Annotated in this window: 4 protein-coding genes; 3 read left to right on the plus strand and 1 reads right to left on the minus strand. The window is 61.3% G+C overall.

Annotated features, from left to right (window positions below):
- Positions 1-157: 157 nt before the first annotated feature.
- Entirely contained in the window at positions 158-847 is a 690-nt protein-coding gene (locus tag FHC51_RS22265) for an N-acetylmannosamine-6-phosphate 2-epimerase (RefSeq protein ID WP_114316980.1), read from the minus strand.
- Positions 848-1057: 210 nt separating this feature from the next.
- On the opposite strand from FHC51_RS22265, the gene FHC51_RS22270 reads away from it, so the two are divergent.
- From FHC51_RS22270 to FHC51_RS22280, 3 genes are all read left to right on the plus strand, one after another.
- Positions 1058-1606, plus strand: coding sequence for a YceI family protein (locus FHC51_RS22270; RefSeq protein ID WP_220436619.1), 549 nt, complete (start codon positions 1058-1060; stop codon positions 1604-1606).
- Positions 1607-2293: 687 nt separating this feature from the next.
- On the plus strand, positions 2294-5098 hold the full coding sequence (locus FHC51_RS22275) for an Ig-like domain-containing protein (RefSeq protein WP_220436620.1): 2805 nt from the start codon (positions 2294-2296) through the stop codon (positions 5096-5098).
- Positions 5099-6166: 1068 nt separating this feature from the next.
- Entirely contained in the window at positions 6167-17026 is a 10860-nt protein-coding gene (locus FHC51_RS22280; protein WP_220436621.1) for a BapA/Bap/LapF family large adhesin, read from the plus strand.
- Positions 17027-17043: the final 17 nt, after the last annotated feature.

A 17043-nucleotide genomic window follows, 5' to 3' on the forward strand; every position in this document is an offset into this window, starting at 1 on the left:
GCGGGAAAAATAGCCTCGCGACGATAAGACTTGTACTCGGGAGATGAAAATGGCCCAGCTTGAAGATGGGATACTGTCCGCGCGGGGCACGCCTGACAAGTCATGAAGATGACGCGTGATGTGAAGATCAGTCAGCGCGCGATAATGCCGTTTGGGCTCATTCTGACGCCCTCTGTAATGCGTCCCGATACCACTGACAGATATGCTCCAGCCGGGTGATGGCGGAACCGACCGTCACGGCCCATGCCCCATGTTCAATGGCCTGCGCCGCCAGTTCCGGTGAATTGTAACGCCCCTCGGCCACCACCCGGCACCCGGCCTGACTCAGGCTCGATACCAGCGCCAGATCCGGGGCAGTGGGCGTCACCTCTGAGGTGTAGCCCGACAGCGTGGTGCCGATCAGCTCAACCCCAAGCTGGTAGCAATACAGCCCGTCCTCCTGCGAGGAGCAGTCTGCCATTGCCGTCAGCTGATGGTGACGGATGCGGGCAAGCAGAGCGTCAATCGGTACCGGGCGCGGGCGCTGCGTACCGTCAAAAGCAATAATGCTGGCCCCTGCTTCTGCCAGAACATCCACATCCTCCAGCCAGGGCGTAATGCGTACCGGAGAGTCCGGCAGATCGCGTTTCACAATGCCAATTATCGGCACGCTCACCACGGCACGCACCGCCCGCAGGTTTTTAATACCTTCAATGCGCAGCGCTACGGCTCCCGCCTGCTCCGCCGCCAGCGCCATGGCCGCAACAATCTCCGGCTTATCCAGCGGGCTGTGCGGCACCGGCTGACACGAGACGATAAGCCCGCTCTGGGCTTTGACTTTTGCATCCAGTTCTTCAAGGAACGACATAACCCCTCCGTTAAGATATTCAGATTGCCCCGGGTATCTGGCAAGCCGGTTCGCTCTTTTACCCGCGATGCGGGGAAGGATCCTGCTAACCCTTGCTGATGCGCTTCCCTGTTTCTACGCTTATTCTCACGCAGGGCAACACCCCTCTTACACCAAACAAGCCTGCGCGCTGATGCGTTAACTTGCAACCTGTGAAAGGGAGAGCCCCCAATGCTGCGCCGCATTCTTCTGCTGGTCTTCACGCTCGTTTGTCCGTCGCTTTACGCCGCCCCCGTCGTCTATGCCATCGACACGCAGAAGACCGCCATCAAGCTGTCGTGGCGCGCCTTCGGCGGCATACCTTCCTGGGCGCATCTCCAGGGGGTGACGGGGACGGTCACGCTGAACCCGGACAATGAATTTGACGATCGCATCCGGGTGTCGGTGCCGGTCGCCACGCTTCAGGCCTCCAACAATCTGCTCACCTGGCAGTTGAAAAGCGATATGTTTTTTGACGCCGCCCGCTATCCCACGATCACCTTTACCAGCACCCGGGTGGTGAAGGTTAAGGACGATCATTACCGCGCGTTCGGCACTCTCACCGTCCGGGATCTCAGCCGCCCGGTGATCCTCGAAGCCACGCTCGATCGTCTGCCTGGCGAGGCGATCGCGCTGCATGCCACCACCGCCATCTCCCGTTCCGCGTACAAGATGGATCGCTTTGCGCTGGTGGTGGACGATCGCATCGCCATTGAGATCCAGGCGATGCGGCGTCAGTAAATTTTTGACCTGGTGCAATAATATTTATTAATAATTGCCCCGGTAAAAAATCCCGCCTGTTCTATACTGCCTTACTGAAAATAATACACACGTAAAAAATAGTGCGAATGTCGTAGGGCATTTCCTGAAAGGCGTTATCCGATACAGAAAAAATCATGCCTTTGTATTATTCAAAAATTCAGCAACGCTTCTATTACCCAGTTGCGAAAATAGCATGAACAGAGTGTTACCGCGCCCTCACATTTAATAAATAAAAAAGCTAATCGAGCACTGGAATTTGTGATCTCTCGCATTCTCCGATTCATTACCTGCACTAACACAAGTCAACAAAACATAATAAAACCGCAATAAAACAGCAAGTTAAGCAATGAACCTGCCAATTACTCACTTGTTAATTGGATTTCAGCGCAGTTTAGCAATCGGCTATGCTTTATTTCACCGCTTCGTCATTTGCGCTTTTGGTTCTTTCTGACTATATCCTTTAATGCACTTATAAAAAGCCAGCAATATAAATGACAGGGATGGCAATCATCACGCCTGCGCAAAAAACAACAAAGTCGCAGAAAAACTATTACAGCAGGACATTATTTCTGACAAATAGTGTCTCCTTCGGGACGCTTAAAATCTGCTGAAAGAAAAACGATTTTTACACACAGCATTCATTACACTCTGTTGGGAGTCATACAAATGAGTAAATTCACTGTTATCTCCAGACTGACGCATCAACAAACAGTCGCAGAAGGTAACCAGATCATTCTGGGCGAGGATTCCGTTGTTAAGCTCGATGCAGGCAGGGGCGATATTGCCAGTTATTCCCGCAGCAATAACGATTTGCTGGTCAGGATGACCAACGGTGAAACCGTGACGCTGAAGAACTACTACGTCAACGATCATCAGCTGGTACTGAATGAAAACGGCGCGCTGTGGTGGATTGAAGATCCGCTGGCGGTTGAGCGTTACCAGTCGATCCCGTCAACCGACGCGTTGATTGCCGGTAACGTCAGCAGCTCATCGGGTGATACTCCTATCTGGCCGTGGGTGCTGGGTGGCGTGGCCGCAGCGGGGGGCATTGCGCTGGCAGCAGGCGGTGGGGGCGGCGGCGGTGGGGGCGGTGACGATCGCATCGATCCGGGTCCGGTAGCGCAGGATACCACGCCGCCCGACGCGCCCACTAACCTGCATTTCGCCAACGGTAACACCCAGCTGCTCGGCAGCGCCGAAGCCAACAGCATGGTAACCATCACCGATGCCAGCGGTAACGTGGTGGGCAAAGCCAAAGCCAACGGCAATGGTGAGTTTACCGTCGAGCTGGGGGTGCCCTACACCAACGGCGAAACGCTGACGGCCACAGCCGCCGACAGCTCCGGCAACGTCAGCCCGCCCACCAGCCTTACCGCTGCGGATACCACCCCGCCAGATGCGCCCATGATTATTATCGCTGACGACAACGCCGGCAGCCTGACCGGGGCGCTGAACAGCGATCAGACCACCGACGATCCGCGCCCGGTCTTTAGCGGCAGCGGCGAGGCCGGTTCGACCATCACGGTGTATGATAACGGGAAGAACATCGGCAGCACGGTAGTGAACAGCGACGGTAGCTGGACGTTTACCCCAACCGCCGATCTCGCTAACGGCTTGCATCAGATCACCGCCAGCGCTACCGACCCGGCAGGCAATACCAGCCCGGACTCTCCCGCATTTAATCTCACCATTGATACCGTCGCTCCGAATGCGCCGGTGCTGCAGGTGATGGATGAGGTGGGCAACATCCAGGGGTTCATCACCTCCGGGGGGTTTACCGATGACAACCAGCCGGTGCTGAGCGGCACGGGCGATCCCGGCAGCACCATTACCCTCTACCACAACGATCTGCTGGTGGCGGAGATCATCGTTCCGGACAACGGCTCCTGGAGCTACCAGCTTGCCGAGCCGCTGACGGAAGGGCTACAGACCTTTACCCTGACGGAGACGGATGTTGCGGGCAATCTGAGCCCCTCTTCCACGCCGTTTGAATTTACCGTCGACCGCACACCGCCTGCCGCGCCGAGTGGCCTCGCCATCAATGCCACTGGCACCATCGTCACCGGTAGCGCCGAGCCCAACTCGACGGTTACGGTCACCAACGACGTGGGTGACAGCCTGGGTGAGGCCATCGCGGACGTCAACGGGGCATTTTCGCTGACCCTGACCACCCCGCAGACCAATGGCGAAACCCTGAGCGCCGTGGCTACTGACCGGGCGGGTAACGAAGGTCCGGCCTCTTCGCTGCCTGTGCCGGACATTACCCCGCCAGCGGCACCGACAGCCCTCACCGTCGCCGCGACGGGTGACAGCGTGAGCGGTGAAGCGGAAGTGGATGCCCGCATCTCGGTACGCGACGCCACGGGCCAGGAGATAGGTACCGGCACCGTGGGTGCCGACGGCAAATTCACCGTCAATATCGCCCCGAACCAGCTCAACGGCGAAGTGCTGACGGTCTACGCCTTCGATGCCGCCCAAAACCAGAGCCAGCCGGCGCAGGCCACCGCCCTTGACTCCACGCCACCGGCGCCACCTGCAGAGCTGGATGTCTCCGACAATGGTCTGGCGCTCACCGGCACGGCGGAAGTGGGCAGCACCGTGGTCATCATGGAAGGGACCACTAAACTCGGCGAGCTGACTGTCGGCGAATCGGGTAGCTTCTCCTTCACGCTGCCCACCGCCAAGCTGAACGGGGAGATCATGAGTCTTACCGCCACCGATAAGGCGGGCAACACCAGCGCCCCCAGTACGGTTGAAGCCGACGACACGACCCCACCGGCCACACCGCTCATCACCAACGTGGTGGATAACGTACCGGATACCATCGGCACCATCGAGAGCGGATCGTTAAGCGACGACCGCACGCCGCTCATCTCCGGCACCGGTGAGATCGGCACCAAAATTTATGTCTACAGCGAGCAGATGCAGATCGGCTTTACGGAGGTCGATTCAGCGGGTAACTGGTCGTTCCAGGTGCCCGCCAGTCTGACCGATGGGCTCCACTCCCTGACCGCCGATGCGGTTGACCGCCGCGGCAATCACAGCCTGATCTCTGAAACCTGGACGATTAACGTCGACCCGCTGGCCCCGAACCCACCGACGACATCAGTGGCAACCGCGGCGTTTGCCCAGAGCGAGGAGCCGATGGTGAGCACCCTGAGCGCCAGCACCACCGGCGAGACGCTGATTTACAACGTGCTCAGCGATAATGGCGGAGAACACGTCAGCAACTTCTCGCTGGCGCAGGGCGATAAAATCGACATCAGCCAGCTGCTGGTGGGCTGGAATGGCGATGGCAACACGCTGGGTGATTATCTCCATGTCACCAGCAACAGCGATGGCGGCACGACAATCACGCTCGACCGGGATGGTGCAGGTACCAGCTTTGCCCCGGCCACGCTGGTGACGCTGGATAACGTGCAGACCACCTACGAGGAGCTGGTGAACCAGAATCATATTATCACCGGTTAACTCAACCCCGCCGGGTGGCGGCTACGCCTAACCCGGCCTACAAAACCAAAAACCCAAAAACGACAACAGCAATGAAAAAGTCAAATAAAATAAATAGCTTACAGCGACTACCGTGTCCGGCTGAAAATCGCTGAGGCGTTGACCGCAGGCCGGGGCGAGGCGCAAGGATGCGCCGAGAGGGCGTGACCTACATGGATGTAGGATCACGCCCGACCCGATAGCCGAAGGGAATAAGCCGAAGGCACCGCGAAGCGGCGATTTTCTTGCTGGGAGCCGGGATTGTTAAGGGGCGGCGATAGCCCCTTAACACGTTCACTGGTGACGTGGTTTACAGAAAAGCAGAGAAAGTAAGGTGAACGTAACCCCTACCTTCGCCACATATACTCCCCAAAAAGAAAATAATGTGACCTCCCCCACCCTAATAACATTTCTACCAAATAACCTGGTTGCCTTAACTTATACGCTCATCTAAATAGCACAACTCTTTATTAATTCAACCCACATCCGGCAATATTAAAAATCCTTTCAAATATATCATATTCAATATCACCTTTACTCCCACTTAATTATTTACACAGCCACGCTAAAATACCCACATAAAAAAACACCCCTTCACCAAATACCCCTATCTTATTAAATTAAAAACAAAAACCCGTACTTGCGTCTCGTTTAACTACCGCCCGCAAGCCGCGCCACGCCTGATCCCAATATTTTCACCCCGCGGAGAGCGACATTTTAAATAAGGCTAACCAACTATTAACTCACGCTTAACTTGCACTTCTGGTACTTTCTGGCTATATCAAATTCAGTCAATCACAAATTCTTACCATTATTAAAGACAAGGATTTTACCACCCAAAATATATTCCCAACCGCATTATCTCTTGAGTAACAAAGGCTAAATGTCGCTGCCACCATCGCTATATCGGCAGCTTTTAATCACTTTTAAATAATTACCCAGGGTCATTGTTTGAAATAAACAGTTTCCCTTAGGGTGGCGCTTAATCTGCTGAAAAGAAATGGTAAAAACTGCACGCCATTTCTCTGCACTCTGCCAGGAGTAATACACATGAGTAAAATCACTGTCATCTCCAAACTGACGCACGTTGAATCGGTAACAGACGGGTCTCAGGTGACGCTGAATGATTCCTCCATTGTAAAAATCAACGCTGATCGGGCCGACATTCTCGAGTACAACCGCAGCGGGAATGACCTGATCGTTAAGCTGACCGACGGCGAAACCATTACCGTTAAAAACTTCTTCGTCAGCGGCGATAACGGTATAAGCCAACTGGTGCTGGAAGAGGACAACGGTGCGCTGTGGTGGATTGCTGACCCGATGGCAGCAGAGCAATACCAGTCGATAGCCTCCATTGATGCCCTGCTGGCAGGAACCACAACCGCCTCCGCAGGCGAAGCGGCGATCTGGCCGTGGGCACTGGGCGGAGTGGCGGTCGCAGGGGGCATTGCGCTGGCCGCTGGTGGCGGTGGCGGCGGTGGTGGTGGTGGAAGTAATGGCGACGGTGACGGCGGCATTGATAACGGCGGGGGCAGTGATAACGGCGGAGGGAGCAACAATGGCGGTGGGAGCAACAACGGCGGTGGCAGCGACAACGGCGGTGGCAGCGACAACGGCGGGAATCCTACCCTGCCGGGCAGCCCGAACGACACCACCCCGCCGGGCGCACCCGCCAACCTCCGATTCTCAGCAGATGGCACCCAGCTTAGCGGGAGCGCCGAACCCAACAGCACCCTCACCGTTACCGATGCCAACGGCAACGTCATCGGTCGGGGCCAGGCCAACGGCAACGGCGAGTTCACCGTCGATCTCGGCAAGCCTTACACCAACGGGGAAACCCTGACCGTCACGCCAACCGACGGCGCAGGCAACGTCGGCCCGGGCACCCCGGTGACCGCCGCAGATACCACCCCACCTGCTGCGCCAGTTGTCGCCAGCGTGGTCGATGACGTGGGCAACGTAACGGGGTCACTCACCAGCGGCCAGACCACCAATGACGCCCGCCCTACCTTTAACGGCAGCGGTGAACCCGGCACCACCATCACAATTTACGACAACGGCAACGCCATCGGCACCGCGCCGGTCAACAGCGACGGTAGCTGGACCTTCACCCCGGCCAGCGCGCTGGGCGAAGGGGCGCATCAGATCACCACCCGGGCCACCGACGGCGCGGGCAACACCGGACCGGCCTCCCCGGCCTTCAGCTTTACCGTGGATACCATCGCGCCGAATGCGCCATCCGGCGTGACGGTGAATGACACCACCGGCACGATACAGGGGGTCATTGCCGCCGGGCAGACCACCGACGCCAACCGTCCTTCCCTGAACGGTAGCGGTGAAGCGGGCAGCACCATCCGGATTTATGATAACGGCCAGCTCGTGGGCGAGACCGTTGTCGGCACAGACGGCACCTGGAGCTTTACTCCGGAGACGCCCCTTGCCGACGGGCCACACTCCCTCACCCTGACGGAAACGGATCTCACCGGCAACACCAGCGCCCCCTCAGAGCCGTTTGCTTTTACTGTCGATAGTACGCCTCCGGACCAGCCGACCATCGACCAGATCCCTTACGGCACCCAGGTCATAGGCACCGCCGAGCCAGGCAGCACCGTCACCATCTACAACGCGTCCGGGGAGCCGATTGGCAGCGCCACAGCCAACGCTCGCGGCCAGTTCAGCATTACCCTCACTGAAGGGCAGGCCGTGGGGGATGGCATCCGCGCGGTAGCTTCCGATGCCGCCGGAAACCAGAGCCAGCCAGCGACCGCCGTAATCAGCGATATCACCCCGCCTGACGCGCCAACCGATCTTCAAATCTCCCTGGACGGAGCCACCGTTACCGGTAAGGCGGAAGCGGGCAGCACCGTGACCATCCGCGATGGCGACGACGTGATCGGCGCAGGCCCGGCGGACGCTGACGGCAACTTCACCATTATTCTCACCACCCCGCGGCTGAACGGTGAGAACCTGGCGGTTACCGCCACCGATGCCGCGGGCAATACCGGGCCGGAAAGCAGCGTTACCGCCCCGGACGTCACCCCGCCGGAGGCGCCGGTTATCGTAAGCGTGGTGGATGGCATGGACGACATCACCGGCGTGGTCAATGACGGGCAGGTCACCAATGACCGCCAACCGCTCATCACTGGCACCGGTGAGCCGGGCTCCACCATTTACATCTATAACGGCGACGAGGAGGTCGGTTCTGCCAACGTCAACGCAGACGGCACCTGGTCTACCAACGTCACGCTGGGCGCAGACGGCGGCTACGTCCTGCGGGCGGAAGCGGTGGACAGTGAAGGCAACCGCAGCGTCCCGTCCAACACCTGGAGCATTATTCTCGATGCCACCGCGCCGGGTACGCCTGCCATCGTCCAGGTGATCAACGATCTGCCTGACTCTGCTGGCGTGATTAATAACAACAGCGCCACCAACGACAACCGCCCTACCCTCTACGGCACCGGTGAAGCCGGGTCGACCATCACTATTCTGGTGGATGGCGTGGAGGTGGGCACCGCGCTGGTGGGCGGAGGCGGCGAGTGGAACTTCACCCCGGCGACAGCGCTTGAGGATGGGGAGCACGCCATCACGGTGGTGGCGAAAGATGCCGCCGGGAATAACAGCGCCGCCTCCGACGCCTTTACGCTGACCGTTGACACCACCGCGCCCGCCGCCCCGGTCATTACCCGGGTGGCAGATAACACCGGCAGCGTGCAGGGTGATGTGGGCAACAACGTCCCCACCGACGAAACCCGTCCGGTGTTCTACGGCACCGGCCCGGCGAACGCGCAGATCGCCCTCTATGAAGGCACCACGCTGCTGGGCACTACCATCACCAATGCGCAGGGCGAATGGAGCCTGCAAGTGACCGCCCCGCTGGGGAATGGCACTCACACCATTACCGCCACCGTCAGCGATGCGCTGGGCAACACCGCCACCTCTGAGAGCTTTAACCTGGTGGTGGATACCCTCGCGCCAGACACCCCGGCGTTACCGGAGATCACCGTCAATCCTGAAGGCGGCGAGGAAGCGATCCTCACCTCCGGCGGCAGCACCCGCGACACCACCCCAACCCTGAGCGGTACCGGTACGGAAGGCGACATCGTCACCATCTACGACGGCACCACCAAAATCGGCGAAACTACCGTCCAGCCAGACGGGAGCTGGAGCTGGACCCCGCCAGAAGGACTGCCTAACGGCACCTACGATCTGAGCCTGACCGTGACCAACAAAGATGGCGCGGGCAACGAGAGCGCCCCGTCGCAGCCGGTGAGCATTACCATCGATACCGACGCGCCGGATCAGCCCGCCGCCCCGGTTATTACCGATAACGTCAGTGAAATTACCGGCCCGGTTGGCAACAACGGCGCCACTAATGATACCCGTCCGGTACTGAGCGGCACGGGCACGCCAGATGACACCATCAGCATCTACGACAAGACCGCCACGGGCAACGTCAAGGTGGGCGAAGCGGTGGTCGACATCAACGGCAACTGGAGCTGGCGACCTGATGACGAGCTGGCCCAGGGGCAGCACAGCTTCACCGTGACCGCCACCGACGAGGCGGGTAACGTCTCGGCGATCTCAAACACCATCACCGTGACCGTTGACAGCGAGGTACCGGCGATCCCGGTTATCAGCAGCGTGGATGACAACCTCCCGGCGGGCGGCAGCAGCAACGACAATACCCCGACCGTCACCGGCACCGGCGAAAACGGCACCACCGTGATCCTTTACAGCAACGGCGTGGAGGTGGGACGCAGCCTGGTCACTGACGGTAGCTGGAGCATCACCACTCCGGAACTGCGAGATGGCCCGACTACCCTGACCGTGGCGGCGGTGGATGCTGCCGGGAACGTCAGCGGCGCGGGCAACGATTTTGCCTTCACCATCGACACCCAGCCGCCAGGTAACCCACAGCTGCTTGACATCTCTGACAGCACCCTGGCGGGCGGCCAGCTCTACGCCAACAGCAGCACCCCAACCCTGAGCGGCAGCGGGGAACCGCTCAGCACCATCACCGTCGTTATCGACGGCAACGCCGTGGGCGAGGTGCAGACCGATGCCGAAGGCCAGTGGACGCTGCCGCTGCCGGAAGGCACCACGCTGAGCGATGCCAGCCATACCATCACCGTGGTGGCGCGCGACGCGGCGGGTAACACCAGCGAAAGCACGCCGGTTAACCTGATCGTTGATACCCAGGCACCGGGCGTGCCGGTGGTGAACGGGATTGTTTCCGGCGGTACGCCGCTGACCGGTACCGCCGAGGCGGGCGCTACCGTGACGGTACGTGGCCCGGATGAAGTGGTGCTGGGCACCGGCGTCGCCAACGCCCAGGGGCAGTTCTCCATCGCCCTGACCCCGCCGCAAAGCGACGCGGTCACCCTGAGCCTGACCGCCAGCGACGTGGCGGGCAACACCAGCCAGCCGGGATCGTACGACGTTCCGGCTACGCCAGCGCTGCCAGACGTGCCGGCCATCAACGAGATTGTTGATGACAACGGCACCGGCGGCAACGTTAAAGGCGGCAGCTCTAACGACACCACGCCAACCCTCACCGGCACCGCCATCCCGGGCAGCGAGGTGACAATCTATCTCGACGGCAGCACCACGCCGCTGGGCACCGTCACCGCCGACGCCACCACCGGCGCCTGGTCGTTCCCGATCGAAACCGCCCTGGATGAGGGCAGCCATAGCTTCAGCGTCACCGCCACCGTTAACGACCAGACCAGCGGTCTGTCGCCGGAAGCGACGGTCAATATCGATATCACCCCGCCATCCGCCCCGGCGTTCGGTAGCGTCGTGGACGACGTGGGCCCGGTTTCGGGCGCCATCGTCAGCGGCAGACCGACCAACGATGACCTGCCGACCTTTAACGGCACGGCGACGCCCGGCGATGTCATTACCCTCTATGCAGGCGACACTGTGCTCGGTACGGCAACGGTGGGCAACACCGGGGCCTGGAGCATTACCCTTGCCCAGCCGCTGGATGATGACACCTACAGCCTGACCCTCAGCGCCACCGATCCGGCGGGCAACGAAAGCCCGCGCTCGGCACCGTTCACGCTGGTGGTAGATACCAGCGCGGGCGAAGTGCTTATCACCGGCGCTAACGACAATATCGATCCGGTCAGCGGCAACGTGGCTAACGGCGGCAGCACCAACGACAACACCCCTACCCTCTCGGGCACAGCACAGGCGGGCAGCAGCGTGGCGATCTACGATGGCATTACGCTGCTGGGTACCGTCACCACCAGCGCCACGGGCGCCTGGAGCTTTACCCCCACCCGCGTGCTGGCGGAAGGTCAGCACAGCTTTACCGCAGTCGCTATCGACAGCGCGGGTAACGTCAGCCCGGTATCTGGTACTTACACGCTGTTCGTGGACATGACCCCACCGGCCACCCCGGTGATTGTCAGCTTCACTCCGACGGTGGTGCTGGCGGAGGGCCAACACAGCTTTACCGCCATCGCCACCGACCTGGCGGGCAACGTCAGCGCGGCGTCCGGGGCCTATACCCTGACCGTGGACATAACGCCGCCAGCGACGCCAGTCCTGGTGAGCGTTAACGACGACGTAGCGGGCAACACCGGCGTGCTGGTAAGCGGCCAGATCACCAACGACGCGCGTCCGGAACTGACCGGAACCGGCGTGGCGGGCAGCACCGTACGCATTCTGGATAACGGCCAGCAGATCGGCACCGCGCTGGTGGACGACAGCGGCAACTGGCGCTTTACCCCTGAGACCGATCTGGCCCAGGGGCCGCACGAGCTGCGCGTCAGCGCCACCGATGCCGCAGGTAACGTCTCGGGCACCTCTCCGGCCTTCTCCCTGAATGTCGACACCGTCGCGCCGCTGGCACCGGTGCTGGCAAACGTGGTGGATGACGTCGGGACCCTTACCGGCACGGTAAACAACGGCGGCATCACCAACGATACCCGCCCAACCTTTAACGGCACCGGTGAAGCGGGCTCGATTGTCAGTATCCTTGTGGATGGAGAAGCGGTCGGCACCGCGGTGGTTAACGCCGCCGGGAACTGGACCTTCACCCCTGACACCGACCTCGCCGAGGGGCTGCGCAGCGTCACCTTCACCGCCACCGATCCGGCGGGGAACACCGGTCCTGCAAGCGCAGCCTTTACCCTGACGGTAGACACCACCGCCCCGGCAGCACCGACCATCGTGGCCGCCGCCGATAACGTGGGCAGCATCCAGACGCCGCTCACCGTTTCGGGCCAGGTGACTGACGATCCGACCCCAACCCTGTCCGGCCAGGCGGCCGCCAGCGCCACGGTGACGATCTATGACAACGGCGTGGCCCTTGGCAGCGTGCAGGCCAGCGCCGCCGGGGAGTGGAGCTTTACCCCGGCCACGGCGCTCGGTAACGGCAGCCACACCTTCACCGCCAGCGCCACCGACGTGGCAGGCAACCTCAGCGAAGCCTCGGCGGGCTTTACGGTGATTGTCGATACCGTCAAACCGCTCGCACCGGTGATCGCCCTGGCCCAGGATGATGTCGGCAGCATAACCGGGGCACTCCCCAGCGGGCAGCGCACCGATGACACCCTGCCGGTGCTCACCGGGACCAGCGAAGCGAACGCCCGGGTGCAGGTGTTTGAAGGCGATATCCTGCTGGGCACCGCCACCGCGGATGCCAGCGGCAACTGGTCGATTGCCCTGACCACGCCGCTCACCAACGACACGCACAACTTCACGGCGGTGGCAACGGATGCGGCGGGTAACGTCAGCGATCCGTCCAACACCTTCAGCCTGACGGTAGATACCCTGCCGCCAGCGGTGCCGGTGCTGGTCTCAGTGGTGGATGATGTCGGCACGGTGACGACCCTCACCAGCGGCCAGCTGACCAACGACGCGAGACCGACCCTCAGCGGCACCGCGGAAGCGGGCGCGACGGTGAGCATCTACGACGGCACCCTGCTGCTCGGCAGCGTGGTGGCCGATGCCAACAGCGCCTGGAGCTTTACTCCGACTACCCCGCTGGCGGATGGCCTGCACACCCTGACGGTGACCGCCACCGACGCGGTGGGCAACGTCAGCCTGCCGACCGCGGGCTTTACTGTGAATGTCGATGCCACCGCCCCGGCTGCACCTGTCATCACCTCGGTGGTGGATGACGTCGGCTCGATCCAGGGCCCGGTGATCAACGGTAATCCGACCAACGACAACCGTCCAACCCTCAACGGCACCGCCGAAGCGGGCGCAATAGTGCGCATCTACGACGGCACCACGCTGGTAGGCGAGGTAACGGCCAACGCCCAGGGCCAGTGGACGCTGGCGCAAACCACCACCGCCCTCACCAACGGGGTGCATAACTTAACCGCCACCGCCACCGATGCGGCGGGCAACCTCAGCGCAGCGTCGCCGGTCACCGCCATCACCGTCGACACCATCGCTCCGGGGGCACCGGGCGGCTTGACTGTACTGGAGAGCGGGGGCCGGATTAACGGCACCGCCGAGGCGGGCAGCACCGTCACCATTCTCGGCACCGACAACGTGACCGTGCTGGGCACCGGCATAGCCGACGCGTCCGGGCGCTTCAGCATCGCGCTCTCCACGCCGCAGGTGAATGCCGAACTGCTGCACCTCTTCGCCACTGACCGGGCCGGCAACGTGGGGCAGACAGTGGAGCTGCGGGTGCCGTACTCGGTGATCCCGAATCCGCCGGTCATCACCAGCGTCAACGACAACGTGGGCAGCATCATTGGCAATCTGATCAACGGACAGAGCACCGACGATACCACCCCAACGCTGACCGGGACCGCGCAGCCGCTCTCCACCATCACCCTGTATGACAACAATGTGTTGTTAGCCACGGTGACCACCAACAGCGCCGGGGTCTGGACATACACCCCAACCGTGCCGCTGGGTAATGGCCCTCACGCCTTTACCGCCACCGCAGGCAATGCGGCTGGCACCAGCGCGGTGACGCCGCTGAGCTCGATTGTCGTGGATACCGTCGCCCCGGGCACGCCGCAGGGGACCTTTAACGCCGACGGCAGCGTCCTGAGCGGAACCGCCGAAGCGGGGAGCACCATCACCCTGCTGCTGAGCGATAATAGCGTGGTGACCACCACCGCTAACGCCCAGGGCAACTGGAGCTATACCTTCCTCGACAGACAGTCCGAAGGGGAGCGGATCACGCTTTCCGCCACCGATGCGGCGGGTAATACCTCCGCCACCGGCACGGTGATTGCGCCAAACCTGCCGCTGTCCGCGAGCGACAACGTGGTAGGGCTGGCCCTGACCACCAATGCCACCACCAGCACCGCCCAGTACAGCGACTATGGCGTGCAGCTGGTGGGCGGCGTCGGCAACGTGCTGTCGCTGCTGGGAGAGAACTCCGCCCAGGTGACCTTCACCGTACCGACTGGCGGTAGCGCAGATATGGAGATCAACGCCAGCGCCACGGGCATCGTGCTCTCCCTGCTCAACACCCTGGAGATCATTGTGCAGCGCTGGAACGGCAGCTCCTGGACCACCGAAGTGGATACCGGCCTGCCGCAGTTCGCCAACCTGCTGACCCTGGGCGCCAGCGGCGTGACCCTGAACCTGGCCGGTCTGCCGGGCGGGCAGTATCGCGTGGTGAGCTACAACACCAACCTGCTGGCGACCGGGTCGTACACCAGCCTGGACGTGGACGTCACCCAGACCACGGCAGGTACGCTGTCCGGCACGCTGGTGCAAAACGGTAACGTCATCACCGATATCGATCCGGTGAGCGGCAGCGACAGCGCGCCAAACGGCACGGTGGTGACCAGCGTGACCAACGCCAACGGCGTCACCGTCAACGTGGCGGCGGGTGCGGCGGGCACCACCATCAACGGGCTGTACGGCACCCTGACCCTACACACCGACGGGAGCTACACCTACACCCTGACCAATACCAGCGCCTCGGTGCTGGGCCGGACCGACACCTTCACCTATAACATCGCCGGAAAAGGGGCCACGGACGACGCCCGCCTGGTGATCACCCTGGGTGAGAACACGGTGCGCAACAGCGTGACGGCGGTGGACGACACCGCCTCCCTGACCTTCGGCACGCAGGTACAGGCCATCGACTACGGCCCGTCAAGCCAGGGCGGCTTTACCGTAGTGGGGGTTAACCTCGGCAACGTGCTGAACCTTAACCTGCTGGACGATCGTAGCGAGACCATGAAGTACAGCGTGGCGGAGGGCACCACCCGCACTATGACCATCCAGAGTAGCGTCGGCGGGGTGGCCCTGGCCTCGGTGTTTGACCTCTATATCTACAAGTTCAACCCGGCAACCCAGAGCTACGAGCGGGTACGCACCGAGGCAGGCTGGCTGCGCGCGCCGCTGCTGGGTGGCACCTCGGCACCGCTGACCCTGACCCTGCCGGCAGGGGATTACATCTTCCTGATGAACACCGTCTCGGGGATCACCGCCCTGACCGGCTACCGTCTGAACGTGCTTGAGGACCACGTTTATGCCGTCACCAGTACCACCGCCAGCACCACCGGCGACGTGCTGCAAAGTGACATCGCGCCTGCGGGCACGCTCGTCACCCAGGTGAACGGCGTTAACGTGAACGCCACCGGCACCACCCGCATCGAGGGAGAGTACGGCACGCTGCTGATCGACGCTCAGGGCAAATATACCTATACCCTGCGCGCCGGGGTGGGCGCCGACCAAATCAGCACCCCGGACAGCTTCATCTACACCGTGACGGCACCGAATGGCGATAAGGACACCGCCTCGCTGAACATCACCCCGACACCGGTGGCGCTGGATGCGGTGAACGACGTCAGCCGCGAGCTGGTGGTGGATACTACCCCGCAGGTGGCCGCCTACCGCGATGACACGGTGGGTAACGCGACGTGGAACGCCGCCCTGCTGGCATCCACCACCGGCCGTGGCAGCGGCACGTTTGTGGTGGACGCCAACACCGCCCTGCATGACATTGTGCTCCACTTTAACGTCGCCTCCCTGCTGTCGCTGGGCGGACTGAACGTAAACTGGACCATTACCGGGGGAGGGGTTACCCGAAGCGGTTCATTCAATGGCGGCCTGCTGCTGGGTGGCGTGGCGACCATTAACGTCACCGGTCTGGATCTGGACGCCGGAACCTACACCCTGAGCTATACCGGCTCCATGGGGCCGCTGGGGTTAGGCCAGATCTCCATCACGCCTTATGTCACCGGTACCACCGTCTACCTGAACAATGAGCTCACCACTGCGGGCCACACCGTCACAGGCAATATCTTCGACGGGACGGATTCCGGCGGCGTGCTGGATCAGCTGCACTCGGTGGACAGCCGTCTGAGCATCACCGGCTATAACGGCACCACCACTATCCTTGATCCGTACACCACGGCCAACGCCACCGCCAACATTCAGGGGCATTACGGCGTGCTGAACATCGGAGTGGATGGTCACTACACCTACACCCTGAACAGCGGCGTCTCGCTGGCCTCAATGACCACGAAGGAGACCTTTACCTACAAACTGACCGGCGATAACGGCACGACCGACACCGCCACCCTCACCATCAACATGGCACCGAAGTTCGTCAGCACGGAGCATAACGATACCTTCACCGGTAGCGCCTATGGCGACACGCTGATTTACGAAGTGCTGAACAACACGGCGGGGAACGGGACGGCAGGCAACGGCGGTAACGACCACTGGACCAACTTCTCACTGGCGCAGGGAGACAAGATCGATATCAGCGATCTGCTGGTGGGCTGGAACGGAAGTAGCGCGACGCTCGGTAACTATTTGCACGTCACAAATAGCAATGGCAATACCGTGATCTCCGTCGACCGAGACGGAGCGGCAAATATTTACACGAATACTACACTGGTAACACTGGATAACGTTCAGACAACTTATGAGGAGCTGGTTAACCAAAATCACATCATCACCGGTTAGCGCTAATAACAAGACCC

Source organism: Leclercia sp. EC_58 (assembly GCF_019584355.1).
In the GTDB taxonomy this organism is placed as follows: domain Bacteria; phylum Pseudomonadota; class Gammaproteobacteria; order Enterobacterales; family Enterobacteriaceae; genus Enterobacter.

Bases quoted from the DNA above. Each gene is read 5' to 3' on its own strand.
- FHC51_RS22275 (WP_220436620.1), top strand. From the start codon at position 2,294: ATGAGTAAATTCACTGTTATCTCCAGACTGACGCATCAACAAACAGTC.
- FHC51_RS22280 (WP_220436621.1), top strand. From the start codon at position 6,167: ATGAGTAAAATCACTGTCATCTCCAAACTGACGCACGTTGAATCGGTA.
- FHC51_RS22265 (WP_114316980.1), bottom strand. From the start codon at position 847: ATGTCGTTCCTTGAAGAACTGGATGCAAAAGTCAAAGCCCAGAGCGGG.
- FHC51_RS22270 (WP_220436619.1), top strand. From the start codon at position 1,058: ATGCTGCGCCGCATTCTTCTGCTGGTCTTCACGCTCGTTTGTCCGTCG.